The 21,576-nt window shown below is 72.8% G+C and carries 20 protein-coding genes and 1 tRNA gene; 11 read left to right on the plus strand and 10 right to left on the minus strand.

Annotated elements, in window-relative coordinates; genetic code table 11:
- Positions 1-14 precede the first annotated feature (14 nt).
- Positions 15-1,547, minus strand: a complete 1,533-nt coding sequence (locus tag J3P32_RS17430) for an AMP-binding protein (RefSeq protein ID WP_210441545.1) — start codon at positions 1,545-1,547, stop codon at positions 15-17.
- A gap of 148 nt (positions 1,548-1,695) precedes the next feature.
- On the opposite strand from J3P32_RS17430, the gene J3P32_RS17435 reads away from it, so the two are divergent.
- Genes J3P32_RS17435 through J3P32_RS17445 form a run of 3 tightly spaced genes read left to right on the plus strand, consistent with a single transcriptional unit; the run spans position 1,696 to position 4,271 of the window.
- On the plus strand, positions 1,696-2,145 hold the full coding sequence (locus tag J3P32_RS17435) for a hypothetical protein (protein WP_210441547.1): 450 nt from the start codon (positions 1,696-1,698) through the stop codon (positions 2,143-2,145).
- Positions 2,099-3,556: a sensor histidine kinase gene (locus tag J3P32_RS17440; RefSeq protein WP_210441549.1), complete on the plus strand. Its 1,458-nt coding sequence runs from the start codon at positions 2,099-2,101 to the stop codon at positions 3,554-3,556. The genes J3P32_RS17435 and J3P32_RS17440 overlap by 47 nt, the downstream gene beginning before the upstream one ends.
- Positions 3,557-3,596: 40 nt before the next feature.
- The gene (locus tag J3P32_RS17445; RefSeq protein ID WP_210441551.1) at positions 3,597-4,271 is read left to right on the plus strand and encodes a response regulator transcription factor; all 675 of its coding nucleotides are present in this window, start codon (positions 3,597-3,599) and stop codon (positions 4,269-4,271) included.
- A 30-nt stretch (positions 4,272-4,301) separates the two neighbouring features.
- Here J3P32_RS17445 and J3P32_RS17450 read toward each other — a convergent pair whose 3' ends face one another.
- The 6 genes from J3P32_RS17450 to J3P32_RS17475 form a co-directional block, all read right to left on the minus strand.
- The gene (locus tag J3P32_RS17450; RefSeq protein WP_210441553.1) at positions 4,302-5,192 is read right to left on the minus strand and encodes a serine/threonine-protein kinase; all 891 of its coding nucleotides are present in this window, start codon (positions 5,190-5,192) and stop codon (positions 4,302-4,304) included.
- A 39-nt stretch (positions 5,193-5,231) separates the two neighbouring features.
- A complete protein-coding gene (locus tag J3P32_RS17455) occupies positions 5,232-5,621 on the minus strand; it encodes a hypothetical protein (protein ID WP_210441554.1) in 390 nt (129 codons plus the stop codon).
- Positions 5,622-5,736: 115 nt separating this feature from the next.
- Positions 5,737-5,808: transfer RNA gene (locus J3P32_RS17460), tRNA-Val, on the minus strand.
- Between the two features lie 189 nt (positions 5,809-5,997).
- Positions 5,998-6,483 (minus strand): peroxiredoxin, encoded by a 486-nt coding sequence (locus tag J3P32_RS17465; protein ID WP_210441555.1) that lies wholly within the window; start codon positions 6,481-6,483, stop codon positions 5,998-6,000.
- Positions 6,480-8,165 carry an AMP-binding protein gene (locus J3P32_RS17470; protein ID WP_210441556.1) on the minus strand — a complete coding sequence of 562 codons (1,686 nt, stop codon included), beginning with the start codon at positions 8,163-8,165 and terminating at the stop codon, positions 6,480-6,482. Before J3P32_RS17470 ends, J3P32_RS17465 begins: the two co-directional genes overlap by 4 nt.
- Positions 8,162-8,590 carry a DUF3052 domain-containing protein gene (locus J3P32_RS17475; protein WP_210441557.1) on the minus strand — a complete coding sequence of 143 codons (429 nt, stop codon included), beginning with the start codon at positions 8,588-8,590 and terminating at the stop codon, positions 8,162-8,164. The genes J3P32_RS17470 and J3P32_RS17475 overlap by 4 nt, the downstream gene beginning before the upstream one ends.
- Positions 8,591-8,793: 203 nt before the next feature.
- On the opposite strand from J3P32_RS17475, the gene aceE reads away from it, so the two are divergent.
- Entirely contained in the window at positions 8,794-11,574 is a 2,781-nt protein-coding gene (gene aceE, locus J3P32_RS17480) for a pyruvate dehydrogenase (acetyl-transferring), homodimeric type (RefSeq protein ID WP_210441558.1), read from the plus strand.
- Between the two features lie 51 nt (positions 11,575-11,625).
- On the opposite strand, the gene J3P32_RS17485 is transcribed toward aceE, so the two are convergent.
- Entirely contained in the window at positions 11,626-12,597 is a 972-nt protein-coding gene (locus J3P32_RS17485) for an alpha/beta fold hydrolase (protein ID WP_307861750.1), read from the minus strand.
- Between the two features lie 151 nt (positions 12,598-12,748).
- On the opposite strand from J3P32_RS17485, the gene J3P32_RS17490 reads away from it, so the two are divergent.
- The 7 genes from J3P32_RS17490 to J3P32_RS17520 all read left to right on the plus strand — a co-directional run bounded on the left by J3P32_RS17490 (position 12,749) and on the right by J3P32_RS17520 (position 19,778).
- On the plus strand, positions 12,749-13,921 hold the full coding sequence (locus tag J3P32_RS17490) for a PucR family transcriptional regulator (protein WP_210441559.1): 1,173 nt from the start codon (positions 12,749-12,751) through the stop codon (positions 13,919-13,921).
- A gap of 79 nt (positions 13,922-14,000) precedes the next feature.
- Entirely contained in the window at positions 14,001-15,185 is a 1,185-nt protein-coding gene (locus J3P32_RS17495) for an acyltransferase domain-containing protein (RefSeq protein WP_210441561.1), read from the plus strand.
- The gene (locus J3P32_RS17500; RefSeq protein ID WP_210441563.1) at positions 15,185-16,198 is read left to right on the plus strand and encodes a beta-ketoacyl-ACP synthase III; all 1,014 of its coding nucleotides are present in this window, start codon (positions 15,185-15,187) and stop codon (positions 16,196-16,198) included. Before J3P32_RS17495 ends, J3P32_RS17500 begins: the two co-directional genes overlap by 1 nt.
- Positions 16,199-16,232: 34 nt before the next feature.
- The gene (locus tag J3P32_RS17505) at positions 16,233-16,478 is read left to right on the plus strand and encodes an acyl carrier protein (protein WP_129456799.1); all 246 of its coding nucleotides are present in this window, start codon (positions 16,233-16,235) and stop codon (positions 16,476-16,478) included.
- Positions 16,479-16,585: 107 nt separating this feature from the next.
- Entirely contained in the window at positions 16,586-17,824 is a 1,239-nt protein-coding gene (fabF, locus tag J3P32_RS17510; protein ID WP_210441565.1) for a beta-ketoacyl-ACP synthase II, read from the plus strand.
- Complete coding sequence (locus J3P32_RS17515) at positions 17,824-19,263, plus strand: acyl-CoA carboxylase subunit beta (protein WP_210441567.1); 1,440 nt, start codon at positions 17,824-17,826, stop codon at positions 19,261-19,263. The genes fabF and J3P32_RS17515 overlap by 1 nt, the downstream gene beginning before the upstream one ends.
- A gap of 71 nt (positions 19,264-19,334) precedes the next feature.
- Complete coding sequence (locus J3P32_RS17520; RefSeq protein WP_210441568.1) at positions 19,335-19,778, plus strand: hypothetical protein; 444 nt, start codon at positions 19,335-19,337, stop codon at positions 19,776-19,778.
- 3 nt (positions 19,779-19,781) lie between these two features.
- On the opposite strand, the gene J3P32_RS17525 is transcribed toward J3P32_RS17520, so the two are convergent.
- Both J3P32_RS17525 and J3P32_RS18050 read right to left on the minus strand, forming a co-directional pair.
- The gene (locus J3P32_RS17525) at positions 19,782-20,309 is read right to left on the minus strand and encodes a DUF3145 domain-containing protein (protein WP_307861751.1); all 528 of its coding nucleotides are present in this window, start codon (positions 20,307-20,309) and stop codon (positions 19,782-19,784) included.
- A 143-nt stretch (positions 20,310-20,452) separates the two neighbouring features.
- Complete coding sequence (locus J3P32_RS18050) at positions 20,453-21,463, minus strand: tetratricopeptide repeat protein (RefSeq protein ID WP_246851244.1); 1,011 nt, start codon at positions 21,461-21,463, stop codon at positions 20,453-20,455.
- Between the last annotated feature and the right edge of the window lie 113 nt (positions 21,464-21,576).

The following is a 21,576-nucleotide window of genomic DNA, read 5'->3' on the forward strand; positions in this document are numbered from 1 at the left end:
TTATCGCCGCCGCCCTAGTTGACCTGCCGCGTCCGGCCCTCCCAGTAGGGCTGGCGCAGCTTGAACTTCTGCAGCTTGCCGGTGGCGGTGCGCGCCAGCTCGTCACGGAACTCGACCGACGTCGGCGCCTTGTAGCCCGCCGCCCTGTCCTTGCACCACGCGATCAGGTCCGCCTCGGTGGCCTGCTCACCCTCGGCGAGCACGACCAGCGCCTTGATGGTCTCGCCCCACCTCTCGCTCGGCACGCCGATGACCGCGACCTCCGCCACGGCCGGGTGGGAGAACAGCACGTCCTCGACCTCGATGGAGGAGACGTTCTCCCCTCCGGTGATGATGACGTCCTTCTTCCGGTCGCTGATGCTGAGGTAGCCGTCCTCGCCGATCACGCCGCCGTCGCCGGTGTGGAACCAGCCGTCGACGAGCGCCTTCCCGGTCTCGTCCGGGCGCTCCCAGTAGCCCTCGAGGATCACGTTCGAACGGGCCAGCACCTCACCCTCGTCGTCGGTGCGCAGGCGTACGCCGATCGCCGGGGCGCCGGCCCGCACCAGCCTGGCCGCGCGCTCCTCGGCGGGCAGGTCGTCCCACTCGGCACGGCTGCGGTTGACCGTCAGCAGCGGCGAGGTCTCGGTGAGGCCGTAGATCTGCACGAACTCCCAGCCAAGCTCCTCCTCGACCCGCACGACCGTCCTCGTGGGCGGCGGCGCGCCCGCCATGATGATCCGGACCCGGTCACGGCCGGGGATCTCGCCCTCCCACGACTGCGCCGCCTCCAGCACGGCGGCGGCGACCGCGGGAGCCGCGCACATCACCGTCACCCCGTGCTGCTCGACCCGCCGCAGGATCTCGGCCCCGTCGACCTTGCGCAGGACCACCTGCGGCACGCCGAGACCGGTCATCGTGAACGGCATGCCCCAGCCGTTGGCGTGGAACATCGGCAGCGTGTGGAGGTAGACGTCGCGGTCGCTGACGCCGGCGTGCAGCCCGAAGGTGACGGCGTTGGTCCACAGGTTGCGGTGCGTGAGCTGGACCCCCTTCGGACGCGCGGTCGTCCCGGACGTGTAGTTGATCGTCGCGGTGGCGTTCTCGTCGGGCTGCCACGCGCGCGGCTCGGCGCCGGGCGCGGCGAACATCGACTCGTCGTCGCCGAGCACGAAGGTGTGCTCCACGTCGATGCCGCGCAGCGAGTCGACCAGCTCGGGGTCGACGTAGAGCACCCGCGCCCCCGAGTGCGACACGATGTAGGAGACCTCGTCGGGCCGCAGCCGGAAGTTGATCGGCACCAGGACCCGGCCCGACCCGCAGACGCCGAAGAACGAGGTGAGCAGCCGCGCGGAGTTGTGGCTGATGATCGCCACCCGGTCGCCGACCTCCATGCCGAGCTCGTCGAGCCGGGCGGCCTGCCTGCGGGAGAGGTCGTACGCCTCGGCGTAGGTCAGGGTGCCCAGCGACCCGGCCGGCTGGTCGGGCTCGTCGATGAAGCCGGGCCGCTCGCCGTAGACGGCCGCTGCGCGCTCGATGAAGTCGGTGACGCTGAACGGGACGATCATGGGTTCACTGTGGCATGCGTCACCCGGCGCGGCGAGGTGCCGACGGCGTCGTGCGGCGGACGGCGCGTGGGCGTCGGCGAGCGGACCCTAAGAAGCTTCTCATCCGCCTCTCACGCGGTCGCCACGATGCTCGACGAGCCTGCCGCCCATGGGTCCGGTGTCCAAGGTGCTCCTGCTCCTGGCGGTCGTGGTGCCGGTGACGGCGTACGTCGCCGGCTCCCTCGCGTCCCCCGGTCCGCCCGCGCCGGCCGACCACAGCCCGGTCATCCTCCAGGACCGCCCGGGCGGGTCCCCCACCACGCCGGCTCCCGAGGCGCCCCCGCAGGGCACGTCCCGGCCGCCGACGTCCCCCGCATCCCCGGCGCCGCCCACGACGACACCCCGGCCGCCCACGTCGAGCCCGTCCGACGGCGAGGAGCGGTCCGGCCGCGGGGAGCGCGACGACGGCGACGGGGAGCGCGAGCGCGACGGCGGCAAGGCCCGGGTGGTCACGCCCCAGCCGACGCCGGTCGGGGAGGATGACGAGGACGAGTGGGACGACGACGGGCCTGATGATGACGAGACCGACGACGATCGGGACGACGACGGGGACGACTGACGGTGCCCGCCGCCGCTTCGCCCGCGTCTCGGTCCGCACGCGGATCACGGTCGTCATCGCCGTCCTCACCGCTGCTGCCATGACCGGCGCCGGACTGCTCGTGTACGCCCTCGAGTCCGCCCGCATCGAACGGGCCGTGAACGCGCAGATCGACCAGGAGATCAACGAGTTCCGCAGGCTGAGCATCGACCCGCTGACCGGCGAGCCGTTCGACGACGTCGGCCGCGTGCTCAACGTGTTCCTCACCCGCAACGTGCCCGACGACGACGAGATGCTCGTGGGCTACGTGCGCGGCGAGATCCCCGAGCGCACGGTCAACCGCTACGGCCAGGAGGTCCTCGACGAGCCGGCCTACCAGGACGCCCTGGCCGACCTCGCCGAGGTGGGGGGCACTCGGGTCATCGAGTCGCCCACCTTCGGCGAGACGTGGGTGACCGTCGTCCCGGTGACCAACACCCAGGGCGAGGGGGCGTTGGTCATCGTCAACTTCCTCCGCGACGAGCACGAGGAGCTCGTGCGGACCCTGCGCACCTACACCCTCATCGCGCTGCTGTCCCTCGGCCTCATCACCACGATCGCCGGGTTCCAGTCCGGCCGGCTGCTGGCGCCGTTGCGCACCCTCGAGGAGACGGCGCGCGAGATCACCGCCACCGACCTCTCGCGGCGCATCCCCGAGCGGGGCAACGACGACATCACAGCCCTGACCCGCACCATCAACGGGATGCTCGAGCGGCTCGACGCCGGGTTCGCCGCCCAGCGGCAGTTCCTCGACGACGCGGGGCACGAGCTCAAGACCCCGCTCACGGTGCTCCGCGGCCACCTCGAGCTGCTGGACCACGGCGACGCCGAGGAGCTCGCGCAGACCCGCGACCTGCTGCTCGACGAGACCGACCGCATGTCCCGGCTGGTCGGCGACCTGATCCTGCTCGCCAAGAGCCGCCGCCCCGACTTCCTCGTCCTCGGCGAGGTCGAGCTGACCCCGTTGACCCAGTCCGTGCTCGCGAAGGCCACGGCGCTCGGGGACCGCCGCTGGCGGCTGGACGCCATGGCGAGGGGACGCGCCGTGCTCGACGAGCAGCGCGTCACCCAGGCCCTGCTGCAGCTGGCCGACAACGCGGTGAAGCACACCGACCCGGGGGCCGAGATCGGCATCGGCTCCGCGGTGCAGGACGGGACCGTGCGCCTGTGGGTGCGCGACACCGGTGACGGCATCCCCCCGGAGGACCGCGACGCCGTGCTGGAGCGCTTCGGCCGCAGCCACGTGCGGGCCGGCGACGACGGCTTCGGGCTCGGCCTGAGCATCGTGTCCGCCATCGCCGAGGCGCACGGCGGCGAGGTGCGCATCCGGGACGGCGAGCCGCGCGGCGCGCTCGTCGAGATCCGCCTGCCCCAGCGGACCATGACGCGATGACCACATCAGGTGGACGCATCCGGCGAGGAGAGGAAACGACATGGCCCAGATCCTGATCGTGGAGGACGAGGAGCGGATCGCCTCCTTCGTGGCCAAGGGCCTGCGCGCCGAGGGCCACCAGCCGACGATCGCCGGCGACGGCCCGCGCGGGCTCGACGAGGCGATGTCGGGCCGCTTCGACCTCATGGTGCTCGACATCGGGCTGCCCGGCATGGACGGCTTCGAGGTCCTCGACCAGCTCCGCTCCCAGGGCAGCCGCATGCCGGTCATCGTGCTGACCGCCCGCGACTCCGTCACCGACACCGTGACGGCCCTCGACAGCGGCGCCGACGACTACATGGCCAAGCCGTTCCGCTTCGCCGAGCTGATGGCCCGGATCCGGCTGCGGCTGCGGGCGCTCGCCCCGCCGGACGCGCCGGCGGGCGGCGGGGACGACCTCGTCGTCGGCGGCCTGCGCCTGGACCGGCGCACGCGGCGCATCTCGGGGCCGCGGGGCGAGTCCGAGCTCTCCGCCCGCGAGTTCGCCCTGGCGGAGATCTTCCTGCTCAACCCGGGCCAGGTGCTGACCCGGGAGCAGCTGCTCGACCTGGTGTGGGGCTACGACTTCGACCCGGGATCGAACGTCGTCGACGTGTACGTCGGCTACCTGCGCAAGAAGCTCGGCGCCGGCGCGATCGCGACGGTGCGGGGCGTCGGCTACCGGCTGGACGCCTGACCGGGCGGTCCGAGCGTCCGACCGCGAGCGCTACCCGCGGATCCTGAAGCCGGCCAGCGAGCCGCGCGGGAGCCCGGCCAGGACGGGCTCCAGGGCCTCGGCCACCTCGTGCGGCAGCGGCCGGTCGTCGGGGTCCGGGCGCAGGCAGCCGTGGACGACCTCGGCGACCACGGCGGGCACGTCGTCGGGCAGCGCGGCGGGCTCGGCGACCAGCTGCGGGAAGCGGTCGCGCACGTCGCGCGCGTCGGGGTCGCCGTGCTGGAAGGGCCGCCGCCCGGCGACCGCGTGGAACAGCGTCGCGCCCAGCCCCCAGACGTCGGAGGCGAAGGACGGCACGCGCTCCCCCGGCCCGGTCGGGTCGCACTGCTCGGGCGCCATGTAGGCGTCGGTCCCGATGGGGTGGCGCAACCGGCGGGCGTCCTCCTCCGGGCGTGCCACGGAGAGGTCGATCAGTCGCGCGGGCGCGCCCATGATGACGTTGCTCGGCTTGATGTCGAGGTGGGTCCACCCGATGTGGCGCAGGTAGTGCAGCGCCGCCGCGACGTCGATCGCGAGGGGCAGGTACTGCTGCTCCTGCAGGCGGCCGTAGCGACGGATCAGGCTCGACAGGCGCGGCCCGTCGATGTGCTCGAGGACCACGTGCGGCCGGTCGCCGTCCTGGCCGTCGCGCAGTCCGCGGACGACCACGGGGTGGTTCACGGTGGCGAGGGCGAGGACCTCCCGGCGCAGGCCGCGCCGGGAGGACTCGTCCTCCACCTGCGAGGGACGCAGGACCTTGACGACGACCGGCGACCAGGTGACCTCGTCGAAGCACAGCCAGGCCTCGTAGGCCGCTCCCCCGCCGAGTCGGCGCAGGGCGCTCAGCCCGGGCGCCAGGAGCTCACCCTCGGCGAGGTCCCAGCCGTCGTCCCGCTTGCCCATGTCGGTGTCCCTCCCGCTCCGCGTCCCACCGCTCCGCGCTCAGCGACGCGTGTCGTTGCGGCTGCGGTCGTTGGTGGCGTTGGCCGTCTTGTCACGGGTCTTGTCGCCGCCGTCGCGCGTCCAGTCGCGGGTCCTGTCGCCGCGGCTGTTGTCGCGGTCGCGGCTGACCGCGCTGACCCTGCTGTTGGTCGAGTCGTTCGTGTCGCGGCTCTGACCGGTGTACGACGGGCTGTTGGTCCGCGTGTCGTCGTCGTCGTCGAAGGTGTCGTCATCGTCGTCGTCGGAGACCAGCACCAGCGAGGGCGCGTCGTCCTCGCGCTTGGTGGCCTCGTCGGGCGTCGAGGAGACGAACGGGGACGACATGGCGACGACGCCGACGGCGGTGAGGCCGGCGACGCCGAGCAGCAGGGTGGGAAGGATCTTCCGCATGGTGGTTCCTCTCGTCGGGGGCCGTGCGGCCCGGTTGAGAGGGACTCTGCCGACGTGGCGTGAGCCGACCGTGAGGCCTCCGTGAGAGGCCTCTCATGGAATGCCAGGAGCGCGGTGCGTCGGGACGGTTTCGAACCGCCGACCGCTCGGGTGTAAACCGAGTGCTCTACCGCTGAGCTACCGACGCGCGCGGCACAGACTACGGGACCACCCGCGTCGTGCGGACCGGGGCGGCCATTGCCGCTGCCGGGCGGGGCGACCCGTGGGAGAAATGAGTTGAGCCGCTGGCGTCTCGGGTCACCAGCGGCTCAACAAGAAGAAGATTACACCACCGCGCAACGGCGTCCGGAGAATCCGGAAATTGCCGCTTTCCGGTCTAGACCAGGTGCGACTCGAGGGCCGCGTGCAGCTGGCGCAGGTGCTCGTCCAGGTCGCGTCCGTCGGGGTTGGCGTTGTGGACGGCCCAGCGCAGCCGGCCCTCGCGGTCGACGACGTACGACGACCGCCGTGCGGCGCCCTTCGTCGTGTCGAACACCTCGTAGGCCTGCGAGACGGCGCCGTGCGGCCACCAGTCCGAGAGCAGGGGGAAGTTCAGGCCCTCGGTCTCGGCGAAGCTGCGCAGCGAGTAGACCGAGTCGCAGGACACGGCCAGCACCTCGGAGTCGAAGGTCAGGAACTCGTCGAGCCGGTCGCGCACGCCCGAGAGCTCACCGGTGCACACGCCGGTGAAGGCGAACGGGAAGAACATCAGCACGACCGCCTTGCGCCCGCGGAAGTCGCCCAGCCGCACGTCCTGCCCGAACTGGTCGCGGAGCGCGAAGTCCGGCGCCTCGTCGCCGATGCGCAGTCCGTTGCCCGTCACGCTGTTTCCTCGCCGTCGCTGTCGTCTCGTGCCCGGCCGTGCGACCGGTCCTGCCACTCGGCGAGCTCCCGCTTGAGGACCTTGCCGGTGGCGTTGCGCGGCAGCTCGTCGAGGAAGACGACCTCGCGCGGCACCTTGAACCTCGCCAGGTTGGCCCTGACGTGCTCGCGCAGCTCGTCCGCCGACACGCTGCCGCTGCGCACCACGAAGGCGCGCAGGCGCTGACCATAGTCGTCGTCGTCCACGCCGACCGCAGCGACCTCCTCGACGTGCGGGTGCGCGACCAGGCAGTCCTCCACCTCCTGCGGGAAGACGTTCTCGCCGCCGGAGACGATCATGTCGTCGTCGCGCCCGGCGACGTGCAGGCGACCGGTGTCGTCGAACCAGCCGATGTCGCCCGACGACATCAGCCCGTCCACGACCTCCTTGGACCCCCCGCTGGTGTAGCCCTCGAACAGGAGGCCGTTGCCGACGAAGATCCGCCCGGTCTCCCCGGCGGGGACCTCCCGACCGGCCTCGTCGAGGATCTTCACGACGGTCCCGTGCGGCGGCCTGCCGGCGGACGTCGGGTCGGCGCGCAGGTCCTCCGGCGTCGCGATGGACGCGTAGGCCACCTCGGTCGAGCCGTAGATGTTGTAGAGGTTGTCGCCGAAGCGGTCCATCCACTCCTGCGCCAGCGTGGCCGGCAGCGCCGAGCCCGAGGACGCCACGACCCGGACGCGCGAGAGGTCGGTCCCGGCCAGCTCGTCGGGACCCAGCGCCAGGATCCGCTGCAGCATCACCGGGATGACGACCATCGACTGGCAGCGCTCGTCCTGCACGGTGCGCAGCGCGGCGGCGGGGTCGAAGCTGCGGCGCAGCACCACCGTCGAGCCGAGCAGCATCGCCAGGGCGAGGTGCGCGAACCCCCACGTGTGGAACAGCGGCGCCGCGATGTGCGTGCGCCACCCGGCCCGCAGGGGCATCCGGGACAGCAGCGAGACCGCCGCGTCGATGCCGGCCTCGTTGCGCGGCGCCCCCTTGGGCGTGCCGGTCGTGCCGGAGGTGAGGATGACGATCCGGGAGTGGCGCCGCGGCGGCGTCAGGTCGCTCTCGTCGTACGCCGTCACCAGCTGCTCGAGGGTCTCGGTGCCGCCGTCGCCCGAGCCGGCCCCGCCGTCGGTCCAGGCCAGCAGCCGGCGCTCGACGTCGGCGCCCGCGAGCAGGCCGGTGAACTCCTCGTCGTGGATCACCATGCTCGGCGCCTCGCGCTCGAGCACGTCGACCAGCTGGGGCCCGGCGAACGCGGTGTTGAGGTAGAGGATGTCGGCTCCGAGCCGCGCGACCGCGATCGAGGCGTCGATGAAGCCGCGGTGGTTGCGGCACATCACCGCGACCGAGTCACCCTCCGCGACGCCACGCTCGGCGAGCGCGCGTGCCAGCGAGTTCGCGCGGCGGTGCAGCTCGCCCCACGTCAGCTCGCCGAGCTCGTCGACGACGCCCACCCGGTGGGGCGCGCGGGCCGCGAGCGTCGCGAAGCCGCCCGCCGGTCCGGTGCCCCAGCGCAGCACCGTGCGGCCCACGTCGAACAGGGTGCGGGGGCCGTAGGGCCGGATCACGCCCGCGCGGCCGAGGACGCGGACGGTCGTCGCGGCGCCGGACGCCCGCGCCCCGAGGGTCGACCGGACGCCGCGAGGGCTCACGCGGGAGTCTTCGGGGCGACCAGGCGGGTGGCCTGCCAGTCCTTGCTCACCGCCGCCGTGGTCGTCTGCGAGAGCCCGGCGATCGGCGCGGCCTCGGCGATGTCCGCCGGGTCGACCGTGCCCGGCCGGCCCACCTTGGGCGTCAGCAGCCAGATCGAGCCGCCGCCCACGAGGTCGGTCAGCGCGTCGACGAGACCGTCGACGAGGTCACCGTCGTCGTCGCGCCACCACAGCACGACGGCGTCGACCACGTTGCCGTAGTCGCCGTCGACCATGTCGGCGTCGATGCGGTCCTCGATCGCGACGCGGAGCTCGTCGTCGGTGTCGTTGTCCCAGCCGAGTTCCTGGACGACCATGCCGGGCTTGAGCCCGAGCCGGTCCCCCACGCCTGTCACCGGGGCGGAGTCGCCCACCGTCGAGCTCACGCAGTGCCTCCAATGTCCGGGTACGCCTGCCGGGTGTCCGGGTCAGGCATGGTGCGCACAGTCCACAGGAACAACCGCAGGCGCCGCAACCCCGTCCGCCTCCGCTCCCGACGGGTGGGCACCCCGCCGTGCGCGGGGGCACGCTGCATGGGACTACCCGTGGGTAGATTTCGTGGCGGGAGGACGCGTGACACGATGAGCGTGTGAGTGACGCCGAGAAGTCCACCAAGAGCCCCGTCGCGTCGGTGATCCACGAGGGACTCCCCACGCAGCTGCCCGACATCGACCCCGACGAGACCCAGGAGTGGCTCGCGTCCTTCGACGCGATGCTCGACGACCGGGGCCGCGACCGGGCGCGCTACGTGATGCTGCGCCTGCTGGAGCGGGCCCGCGAGAAGCAGGTCGGCGTCCCGGCGCTGCGCTCCACCGACTACATCAACACGATCCCGCCGGAGCGGGAGCCGTGGTTCCCCGGCGACGAGGAGGTCGAGCGCCGCATCCGCGCGTTCATCCGGTGGAACGCAGCGGTGATGGTGTCCTCGGCCAACCGCAAGGGCCTCGAGGTCGGCGGCCACATCGCGACCTACCAGTCCTCCGCCAGCCTCTACGAGGTCGGCTTCAACCACTTCTTCCGCGGCAAGGACCACGAGGGCGGTGGCGACCAGATCTACATCCAGGGCCACGGCTCGCCGGGGGTGTACGCCCGCGCCTTCCTCGAGGGCCGGCTCAGCGAGGAGCAGCTCTACCGCTTCCGCCAGGAGGTCCAGCACGGCAAGGGCGCCGGCCTGCCGTCGTACCCCCACCCCCGTCTGATGCCCGACTTCTGGGAGTTCCCGACGGTGTCGATGGGCCTCACCGCCATCGGCTCGATCTACCAGGCCCGGTTCAACCGCTACCTCGACAACCGCGGCATCAAGGACACCACGCAGCAGCGGGTGTGGGCCTTCATGGGCGACGGCGAGATGGCCGAGCCCGAGTCGCTCGGCGCCATCCGGGTCGCGGCCCGCGAGGAGCTCGACAACCTCACCTGGGTCATCAACTGCAACCTCCAGCAGCTCGACGGCCCCGTCACCGGCAACGGCAAGATCATCCAGGAGCTCGAGGCCAACTTCCGCGGCGCCGGCTGGAACGTCATCAAGGTCGTCTGGGGCCGCGAGTGGGACGCCCTCCTCGCCCGCGACGTCGACGGGGTGCTGGTCAACCAGATGAACTCCACGCCCGACGGCCAGTTCCAGACCTACTCCACCGAGGACGGCGCCTACGTCCGCGAGCACTTCTTCGGCGGCGACCCGCGCCTGCGCAAGATGGTCGAGCACATGTCGGACGCGCAGATCGAGAAGCTGCCGCGCGGCGGCCACGACTACCGCAAGGTGTACGCCGCCTTCGACGCCGCGAGCAAGCACACCGGCCAGCCGACGGTGATCCTCGCCCACACCATCAAGGGATGGACGATCGACGCCCTCGAGGGCAAGAACGCCACCCACCAGATGAAGAAGCTGACCCTCGCGGACCTCAAGAAGTTCCGCGACCGGCTCTACCTGCCGATCAGCGACCGCGACCTCGAGGAGTCCTACGAGTCCACCGGCGGCGCGCCGTTCTTCCACCCCGGCGCCGAGGCCCCGGAGATCGAGTACATGCTCGAGCGCCGCAAGGCCCTCGGTGGCTCGATCCCCCGCCGCGTCAACCGGGCCACCGCGCTGAAGCTGCCGGGTGACGAGCTGTACGCCGAGCTCAAGCAGGGCTCGGGCAAGAACAAGTTCGCCTCGACGATGGCCGTCGTCCGGCTGCTGCGCGACTGGATGAAGGACCCGGAGATCGGTGACCGCCTGGTGCCGATCGCGCCCGACGAGTACCGCACGTTCGGCATGGACTCGATGTTCCCGAGCGCCAAGGTCTACAACCCGGGCGGCCAGCAGTACGAGTCCGTCGACCGCAAGATGCTGCTCTCCTACAAGGAGTCGGCGCAGGGCCAGATGCTCCACGAGGGCATCTCCGAGGCGGGCGCGATGGCGTCGGCCACCGCCGCCGGGTCGTCGTACTCCACGCACGGCGAGCACATGATCCCGTTCTACATCTTCTACTCGATGTTCGGCTTCCAGCGCACCGGCGACTCGATCTGGGCGATGGCCGACCAGCTCGCGCGCGGCTTCCTCATCGGTGCGACCGCGGGTCGCACGACCCTGACGGGCGAGGGCCTCCAGCACGCCGACGGCCACTCCCCGCTGCTGGCCTCGACCAACCCGGCGGTCGTCCACTACGACCCGGCGTTCGCCTACGAGATCGCCCACATCATGCAGGACGGCCTCGAGCGGATGTACGGCTCCGGCGGGCCTGACGGCCAGGGCGAGGACGTCATCTACTACCTCACCGTCTACAACGAGCCCGTCTCGATGCCGGCCGAGCCGGCCGACGTCGACCGCGAGGGCATCCTCCGGGGCATCCACCGGGTCTCGACTGCCGAGGGCGATGGCCCGCGGGTCCAGCTGCTCGCCTCCGGCGTCGGCTACCCGTGGATCCACGACGCGGCCCGGATGCTCGCCGAGGACTGGGGCGTGCAGTCCGACCTCTGGTCGGTCACGTCGTGGAACGAGCTGGCCCGCGACGCCGTCGCCGCCGAGGAGTGGAACCTCCTGCACCCCGGCGAGGAGCGGCGCACGGCCTACGTCAGCGACAAGCTGGCCGGCGTGCGGGGTCCGGTCGTCGCGGTGTCGGACTACATGCGGGCCGTCCCGCTGCAGATCGCGCGCTGGGTGCCCGGCGACTACCGCGTCCTGGGCGCCGACGGGTTCGGCTTCGCCGACACCCGCCCCGCCGCCCGGCGCTTCTTCCACATCGACGCCGTCAGCGTCGTCGTCCAGGCCCTCCAGGCCCTGGCCGACGCGGGCGAGATCGCGGTGGAGAAGGTCGTCGAGGCCGCGCAGCGCTACAAGATCGACGACCCCACCGCGACGAGGGACATCAAGCAGGAGGGCGGGGACGCCTGAGGTCGCTCGACCTCGCGTCCCCTCCCCCGACGGCCGCGGGCCGGGGAGTCCTCAGCCCGCCTCGGGCACCGGCTGCAGCGGGCGCTCCCCGGCCTCGGCCTCGACGGGCTCGGTGGCGGCGCCCTGCAGCAGCAGGCGCCGCCACCGCTCGGGGTCGTGCCGGCTCGGCTCGGTCGTCCGGATGAAGTCCCGCACGATCTTGGCGAACCGCTCGGGGTGGTCCTTGTGCGGGAAGTGCCCGGCGTTGGGGACGACCTCGATCCGCGCGCCGGGCGCGAGCTCACGGGTGTTGTCGGCGTGCGAGGCGGGGATCACCCGGTCGTCCGCGCCCCACACGACGCAGATCGGCATCGCCTCGGTCAGGTAGGCGCGGTCGGCCATCGTGATGACCTGGCCCTTCCAGTCCACCACCGCCCGCACGACGTGGCGGATCGCCGCCCGCGCGTGGCGGTCGCGGAACGAGTCGTACACGTCGGCCGCCTCACCGAGGTCGCGCAGCCCTCGCACCCCGCTGCGCGCGAGGAGCCGCATGGTGGTGCCGGCCAGGTGGCGCACGCCCGGAGCGGCCAGCACACCCATGGCGTGCTGCCAGCCCGGCGTCGTGTTCGCGCGGATGGCGGGTGAGACCTCCGGCCCGAGGCCGCCGGAGCCCACGAGCACCAGCCGCTCGGTGAGCCCGGGGAACTGGTAGGCGAACTGCATCGCCACCCCGCCACCGAAGCTGTGCCCGACCACCGTCGCGGAGTCGACACCCAGCACCGTCAGCAGGTCGCGCACCCCGTTGGCGTAGCCCGCGACGCTGTAGTCGCCCCGCGGCTTGTCCGAGGCGCCGTGGCCGAGCAGGTCGGGGGCGATCACGGTGTGGGTCCGGGCGAGCGAGTCGATGACGGCGTCCCACGTGGTGTGGTCGCAGCCGAGGCCGTGCAGCAGCAGGACGACCGGACCCGAGCCGGCCCGGACGTACGCGCGCCGGTGCCCGTGCACGACGACGTGCTCCAGGTGCGGCGTGGCAGTGCGGCGCACGAGACCTCCGATCGGGACGGCTGCCGGGTCCGACCGGCGTGGCGCCCGTACCCGGCGAGCGAGCCTGCGATGCGCCGCGGAGCGGAGCGGGGCGACGCCGCCGCGCTTCGTGGGAACCCCACTACGGGTGGGATCCCACTACAGTCGTGCCATGCCCGCCTCGAGACGCCGCGCCGCCGAGGCGCTGCGCAACTCGACGGGAGCGCTGAGCACGGCGGCCACGGCCCGGATGTCGAGCGACCTCCCCTGGTTCGACGACCTCAGCGCGGAGGACCGCTCGTGGGTCGGCCTCATCGTGCAGGCCGGCATCCGGGGCTTCGTGGACTGGTTCGACCGCGAGGTCGAGGCCTCGGCGCACGACCCGCTCGACGTCGTGGTCTTCGGCGCCGCGCCGCGCGAGCTGACGGGCGTGATCTCGTTGCAGCAGACCGTCGAGCTGGTGCGGCTCAGCATCCGCGTGGTCGAGACCACCATCGACGCGCTCCTCGACCCCGAGGACGCCGGCGAGGTGCACGACGCCGTGCTCCGCTACGCCCGTGAGGTCGCGTTCGCGACCGCCGCGGTGTACGCCCGCGCCGCGGAGTCGCGCGGAGCCTGGGACGCCCGGCTCGAGGCCCTCGTGGTCGACGCCGTCGTACGTGCGGAGGCGGACGAGACCGTGCTCTCGCGCGCCAGCGCGCTCGGCTGGGGCGCCCACGGGGACGTCGCCGTCGTGCTGGGCGCGGTGCCTCCCCACCGTGCCGAGCTCGACGTGTTCGAGTCCGTGCGCCGCTCGGCGCGCGCCGGCGACATGGACGCCCTGTGCGCCACGCAGGGCGACCGGCTGGTGGTGGTGCTCGGCGGGGTGAGCGACCCGCTGAAGGCCGCCACCCGGCTGCTCGACCACTTCGGCGAGGGCCCCGTGGTGGTCGGCCCGGTGACCGCCGACCTCGCCCACGCCAGCGCCTCGGCGCGGGCGGCGCTGTCCGCACACCGCGCGGCCAGCGGCTGGCCCGACGCGCCGCGGCCGGTGGCCAGCCGGGACCTGCTCCCCGAGCGCGCGCTGGCCGGCGACGGCCACGCCCGGCGCCACCTCGTCGAGGAGGTCTACCTCCCGCTCATGGCCGCCCGGGGCACCCTGATCGAGACGCTCGGCGCCTGGTTCGAGCACGGCTCCTCGATCGAGGCGACGGCCCGCGCCCTGTTCGTGCACCCCAACACGGTGCGCTACCGGCTGCGACAGATCTCCGACGCCACCGGCTGGTCGCCGACCCGACCGCGGGAGGCCTTCGCCCTGCAGCTGGCGCTCATCCTGGGACGACAGTCGGGCCGCACGCATTTGTAGGGAACCTCCAACGTTCCGGGGGTGAGTTTCGTCGGCGCCGGACCCGCGACGAGCTGCCCAGACCCGGCACAGTGGTGGTGTGCTCGTCATCGTCGCTCCCGGTCAAGGGGCCCAGACCCCCGGTTTCCTCTCGCCCTGGCTGGAGGACCCCACCTTCGCGGCCCGCTTCGACTGGCTGGCCACCGTCGCCGGGATCGACCTGGCGCACTACGGCACCGAGGCCGACGCCGAGACGATCCGCGACACCAAGATCGCCCAGCCGCTGCTGGTCGCCACCGGCCTGATCGCCGCCCTCGACCTCTTCCCGCACCCCGCCGACGCGTTCGCGCGGATCGGCGCCGTCGCCGGCCACAGCGTCGGCGAGCTCACCGCGGCCGCGGGCGCCCGTGCCATCACCGCCGAGCAGGCGATGGTCCTCGTCCGCGAGCGCGGGAACGCGATGGCCGACGCCGCGGCGACCACGGCCACCGGCATGACGGCCGTGCTCGGCGGCGACCGCGAGGAGGTCCTCGCCTCCATCGAGCGCCACGGACTGACGCCCGCCAACGACAACGGCCCGGGGCAGGTCGTCGCCGCCGGCACGATGGAGCAGCTCGCCGCCTTCGCCGAGGAGCCCCCGGCGAAGGCCCGGCTGATGCCGCTCAGCGTGGCCGGCGCGTTCCACACGAGCCACATGGCGCCGGCCGTCGACCGCCTCGCGGGACTCGCCCGGTCGGTCTCGACCCACGACCCCCGCACCCCGGTCATCTCCAACCGCGACGGGCAGGTCGTCCACGACGGGCGCGAGGTGCTGCGCCGGATCGTCGGCCAGATCGCCAACCCGGTGCGCTGGGACCTCTGCATGGAGACCATGGCCGACCTCGGCGTGACCGGCATCCTCGAGATGCCGCCCGCCGGCACCCTCACCGGCATCGCGAAGCGGGCGCTCAAGGGCGTGGAGACCTTCGCCCTCAAGACACCCGACCAGCTCGACGCGGCACGGGAGTTCTGCGACAAGCACGGCGAGGCGTCGATGATCGAGACCACGCCGACGTGGCGCATGGTCGTCTCGCCCGCCAAGGGCACCTTCCACATCTCCGCCGAGGCCGCTCAGCTGCACCTGCTCGCCCCGGGTGCCACGATCGGTGCCGTCGCCAGCCTCCGCGACCGCACGGAGATCACCGCCCCGCACGGCGGCTCGGTGGTCGAGTGGCTCGTCGAGGACGGCGACCTCGTCGCGCCCGGCCAGCCGCTGCTGCGCCTGCACCCCGAGGCGTCCCTCTGATGGCCACGATCAACGCCCCCGCCGGCGCGGCGCACGCCCGCATCCTGGGACTCGGCGTCTACCGGCCGTCCCGCCTGGTCCCGAACTCCGAGGTGGTCGACGCGATCGACTCCAGCGACGAGTGGATCCAGCAACGCTCGGGCATCAGGACACGGCGCTTCGCCTCGCCCGAGGAGACCGTGCAGATGATGAGCGTGGCCGCCTCCCGGCAGGCCCTCGAACGCGCCGGCGTCACGGCCGCGCAGGTCGACTGCGTCGTGGTCGCGACGGTCAGCCACCTGCTGCAGACGCCCGCCATCGCCCCGGCGATCGCCACCGAGCTCGGGACCGACCACGCCGCCGCGTTCGACATCTCCGCCGCCTGCGCCGGCTTCTGCCACGCGGTCGCACTCGGCTCCGACATGGTGCGCGGCGGCAGCGCCCGCCACGTCCTGGTCATCGGCGTCGAACGGCTCTCCGACATCACCGACATGACCGACCGCGGCACCGCCTTCATCTTCGCCGACGGGGCCGGTGCGGCCGTGATCGGCCCGAGCGACGTCCCGGGTGTCGGGCCGGTGGTCTGGGGCTCGGACGGGGAGCAGTACGACCTCATCCGCCAGCGCGAGGACTGGCGCGACGTCGTCGGCAGCGACCAGGAGCCCGGGTCCGGCGTGATGCCGCACCTCACCATGCAGGGCAACCCCGTGTTCCGCTGGGCCTCCTTCACGATGGCGAAGGTGGCGCAGCAGGCGCTCGACGCCGCCGGCGTCAGCGCCGAGGAGCTCGACGTCTTCGTGCCCCACCAGGCCAACATGCGCATCATCGACGCGATGGCCCGGTCGATGAAGCTCCCCGAGCACGTCCGCATCGGCCGTGACATCGCCGACCAGGGCAACACCTCGGCCGCCTCCATCCCGCTCGCGCTCGACCGGATGATGCTCGAGGGCGACGCCCGCAGCGGCGACACCGCGCTGCTCATCGCCTTCGGCGCCGGCCTGGCGTACGCCGCCCAGGTCGTCACCGTCCCCTGACCCCTGCACCACCCACAACAAGAAGGGAAGGCCCATGGCCACCACCGAAGAAATCCGCGCCGACCTCGCCGACATCGTCAACGAGGTCGCCGGCGTCGACGCCGACGACGTCCAGCTGGACAAGTCCTTCGTGGACGACCTCGACGTCGACTCGCTCTCCATGGTCGAGGTCGTCGTGGCCGCGGAGGAGAAGTTCGGCGTGACCATCCCCGACGACGAGGTCAAGAACCTCAAGACCGTCGGCGACGCCGTCGCCTACATCGAGCGCGCCCAGGGCTGACACCCCGGCACGTCGCGGGGGCCGGCGTCGACGCCGGCCCCCGCGCCCCGGGCCGCTCCTCCACCCCTGCGAACCACCCACCGCCGCGAGAAACGGAAACCCATCTGATGCCCTCGACCCGCGTAGTCGTCACCGGCCTCGGCACCACGTCCCCCGTGGGAGGTGACGTCGCCTCCACGTGGCAGGCCCTGCTGTCGGGGACCTCCGGCATCGCGCACCTCACCGACGAGTGGGTCGAGCAGCTGCCCGTGCGCATCGGCGGCCGGGTGGCCGTCGAGCCCTCCGAGGTCCTCGAGCGGGTCAAGGCACGCCGGCTCGACCGGTCCAGCCAGTTCGCCATGGTCGCCGCCGACCAGGCCTGGGCCGACGCCGGCCTCGACGGCGCCGGCCTGGAGCCCGAGCGCCTCGGCGTGGCCGTCGCCTCCGGCATCGGCGGCGTCACCACGCTCCTCGAGAACTACGACGCCCTCCTGCAGAAGGGGGCGCGGCGGGTCTCGCCGCTCGCGGTGCCGATGCTCATGCCCAACGCCCCGGCCGCGAACGTCAGCCTCAAGTACGGCGCCCGCGCGGCCGTCCACGCCCCCACCTCGGCCTGCGCCTCGGGCAACGAGGCCATCGCGATGGCCGTCGACCTGATCCGGCTCGGCCGCGCCGACGTGGTGATCGCCGGTGGCACCGAAGCCGCGATCCACCCGCTGCCCATGGCGGCGTTCGCCAACATGATGGCGCTGTCGAAGAACGCAGCCGACCCCACCACCGTCTCCCGTCCCTGGGACACCGCCCGCGACGGCTTCGTCCTGGGCGAGGGCGGCGCCGTGCTGGTCCTCGAGTCCGAGGAGCACGCGCGTGCCCGCGGCGCGAAGGCGTACGCCGAGGTCCGCGGCGCCGGCATCAGCAACGACGCCCACGACATCGCCCAGCCCGACCCCGAGGGCCGCGGCGGCACACGCGCCATCGCGATGGCCCTCCGCGAGGGCGACGTCGACCCGGCGTCGGTCGTCCACGTCAACGCCCACGCCACCTCCACGCCGAAGGGCGACATCGCCGAGGGCCTGATGCTGCACGCCGTCCTCGGCCAGCACGTCGACCGGTGCGTGGTGACCAGCACGAAGTCCATGACCGGCCACCTGCTCGGCGGGGCCGGGGCGCTCGAGGCCGTGGCCACGGTCATGGCCCTGCACGACCGGGTCAGCCCGCCGACCATCAACCTCGACGACCTGGACCCGGAGGTCGAGCTGGACATCCCCACCTCCAGGCGCGACCTCCCGCAGGGCGACATCGTCGCGCTCAACAACTCGTTCGGGTTCGGCGGGGCCAACGTCGCGGTCGCCTTCGGGAGCCTCTGATGACCACCACCACGGCCACCGCCGGCAAGCCCGCCAAGCTCCCGCGCGAGCAGGACCCGCGCAACCCGGTGCACCGGCTCACGGCACTCCTCGACGAGGGCACCCTCGAGCTCATCACGCCCGACGACGAGTCCGGGATGCTCGCCGCCGTCGGCCGGGTCGACGGCACGTCGGTCGTCGCCTTCTGCAGCGACGCGACCGTCATGGGCGGCGCGATGGGCGACGTCGGCTGCCGCGTCGTGGTCGACGCCTACCACCGCGCGATCACCGACGGGGTGCCGATCATCGGCCTCTGGCACTCCGGGGGCGCCCGGCTCGCCGAGGGCGTGCTGTCCCTCCACGCCGTCGGCCGCATCTTCCAGGTCATGACGCAGGCCTCCGGGGTCATCCCGCAGGTGTCCGTGGTCCTCGGTCCGGCCGCGGGCGGCGCCGCCTACGGCCCGGCGCTCACCGACGTCGTGATCCTCGGTCCGGAGGGCCGGATCTTCGTGACCGGACCCGACGTGGTCCGCTCCGTGACCGGTGAGGACGTCGACATGCTCCGCCTCGGTGGTCCGGAGCCGCACGGGCGCCGCTCGGGCGTGGTGCACATCCTCACCGAGTCCGAGCGCGAGGCGCTCGACAAGGCGCGCACGGTCGCCTCGCTGCTCGGGGCCCAGGGCAGCCTGGCCGCCGACTCCGTCGAGGACCGCGACCTCGGCGCCCTCCTTCCCGAGTCGAAGAAGCGCGCCTACGACGTGCACCCCCTCGTCGAGGGCCTGCTCGACGAGGGCACCATGCAGGAGCTCCACGCCCGCTGGGCGCCCAACATCGTCACCGCCCTCGGCCGCTTCGGCGGCCGGACGGTCGGTGTCGTCGCCAACAACCCGCTGCGCCTGGGCGGCTGCCTCGACTCGCTGTCCGCGGAGAAGGCCTCCCGCTTCGTGCGGATGTGCGACGCCTTCGGCGTCCCCATCGTCGTGCTGGTCGACGTGCCCGGCTACCTCCCCGGCGTCGGGCAGGAGTGGGACGGGGTGGTGCGCAGGGGCGCCAAGCTGCTGCACGCCTTCGGCGAGTGCGTGGTCCCCCGCGTCACGCTGGTGACCCGCAAGACCTACGGCGGCGCCTACATCGCGATGAATGCCCGCTCGCTCGGAGCCACCCGCGTGCTCGCGTGGCCGGGCGCCGAGGTCGCCGTCATGGGCGCCGTGGCGGCCATCCGCATCCTGCACCGCCGCAAGCTCGCCGAGGTCTCGCCCGAGATCCGCCCGCAGGTCGAGGCCGAGCTGGCCGCCGAGCACGAGCGCATCGCCGGCGGCGTGGACAAGGCCGTCGAGATCGGGGTCGTCGACGAGGTGGTCGAGCCGACCCGCACCCGCAGCGCCATCGCCCAGGCGATGCGCCACGAGATCGACACGGCCGGCGTACGCCGGGGGCGCCACGGCAACATCCCTCTCTGAACCGGCGGCGGGCCGGCACGTAACGTACGTCACATCCCGGTCGTTGACCCTCCGAACCCCTCGGAGGTGCCATGTTGTCGACCCTGCTCGCCTCGGCGGTCGTCACCGCGGGCGGCGTGCTGCCGGTCCCGCTGCCGCCGCTGCCGACGGACCCGGTGCCGCCGCCCACGGCCGAGGTCCAGCAGGTCGAGGTCTCCGGGACGCTGAGCGCAGCGGACGGCCGCCTGAGGCGGGGGTGCAAGGACTACCGCTACGCCTACGCGGTCGTGTCGGAGTCGGAGGACTGGACGTTCGACATCACGCTGCAGGACCGCTTCGACAGGGGCGTCAACTCGCAGTCGCTCCTCGGCCCCTACGACGACGAGGCGGGCGTGCTCACCTACCGGCTCTGCCGGCGGGCCACGTCGCCGGGGCGCTTCAGGCTGACGGGTCGGCTGACCGCCTACGAGGGGACGTCGAAGGAGACGTCCGTGACGGTGACCGAGAGCTTCCGGTTGCGTAGGCGGAACCGCTGAAGGTCAGACCACCTGGTGCAGCCACCGCACCGGTGCGCCCTCACCGGCGTGCCGGAAGGTCTCGAGCTCGTCGTCCCACGGCTTGCCGAGGAGGTTGTCGATCTCGACCAGGAGCGTCGTGTCGCCCAGGGCGGCCTTCACCACGGCTGCCTTCAGCCGGTCCTCGGGGATCAGGATGTCGCCGTGCGGGCCGGTGATGGCGTGGAAGATGCCCAGGTCGGGCGTGCACGAGAACCGGGTGCCCTCGGTCGAGCTCGTCGGCTCCTCGGTGATCTCGAAGCGGAGGTGGTTCCACCCCCGCAGCGCCGAGGCGACCGCCGCGGCGGTGCCGGCCTGACCGCTCCACGACAGCTCGGCGCGGTAGGTCCCCGGCTGGGCGGGCTGCGGCGTCCAGTCGAGCGACACGGCGACGCCGAGCACCCCACCGACCGCCCACTCGATGTGCGGGCAGAGTGCGGAGGGGGTCGAGTGCACGTAGAGGATGCCCCTCGTCGCCGGACCGTCCGGGCGGGAAGCAATGCGTGTGGTCACCTAGACCTCCTTGAGTTCCGACGCTCCAGATGCGCCTTCCCCAGCGTTCTGTCGTCAGTGCTCAACGAGAGTCGAGTGACACCTATGTGATTATGGGCCCCATTGTGACCGAAGTGGCGCCCGAATGCCAGCGCCCGGGCCGATCAGTCCTGGCGGCGCTCGAGGAGGTCGGCACGAGCCGCGGCGTCGGTGAGCTCCTCGGAGTCGATCGCGTGCGTGCGGTGGAACCACGCCAGGGCGTCGGCCTCGCGGCCCGCCGCCTCGAGCGTGTCGGCGTACGCGTAGCGCAGCCGGACGACCCACGGGGCGCGGCTCTTCGACGTCAGCGGCGCGAGCTCGAGCGTACGGAGCGCGGCGTCGAGCTGGCCCATGTCACGCCGGGCTCCGGCCTCCACCAGCGTCATCTCCGCCTTGGCCTCGGAGCTGAAGTTCGCGACCGAGGGGCTCTTGGCGAGCTTGATCGCCTGCTCCGGGTTGCCGAGGGCCCGGTGGCAGTCGGCCATGATCGGCAGGTAGTCGGTGGCGCCGTTCATGCGCTTCGCCGCGCGCAGCTCGGCGAGCGCCTCGGCGTAGTGGCCCGCGGCGTACGCCGACTCCCCCGCCGCCTCCCGCACCACGGCGATCCGCGAGGCGCGCGCCCGCGCTGCCAGTGCGTGCTGGTAGGCCAGCTCCGGGTTCTCGTCGATGTACATCCCGGCTGCAGCGAGATGGCGAGCCACCCGTGCCGCGAGCTTCTCGGGCAACCCCTTCAGCTGCGCCCGGACACCGTGGTCGAGCTCGGCGCCGGTGATCCCCTCGGGCAGGTCGGGGCCGTCGTAGGCGGCCTGGTCGGCGGTCCGTGGCCGCTCCTCGGCACGCGGGCGGAACGCCCGCTGCTGCGAGCCCGACGGCTTCCGGCCGTCGGACGGCCTGCCACCGCTCCTGCCGCCGGCGGGCTTGCCGCCGGCGGGCTTGCCGCCGGTCGGCTTGCCGCCGGTCGGCTTGCCGCCGGTCGGCTTGCCGCCGGTCGGCTTCCCGCCGGTCGGCTTCCCGCCCTGCTCTGCACCGCGCGAGGGCGCGCCCCGGCCGCGGGACGGCTCTCCGCCGGACGGCCCACGCCGGCTCCCGCCCGAGCCACCTCGTGCCGGTCGCTGTCCTCGACGGTCCTCGGCCACAGCCGCACTCTCCTTCTTCAGCTCGACGACGCTCCGCCCGTCCCGGGTGCAACGGTACTCACCTGCGCCGCCAAATGGCGCAGGGGCCACCAGATCACTGGTGGCCCCTGCCA

Source organism: Nocardioides xinjiangensis (assembly GCF_017916385.1).
GTDB lineage: Bacteria > Actinomycetota > Actinomycetes > Propionibacteriales > Nocardioidaceae > Nocardioides > Nocardioides xinjiangensis.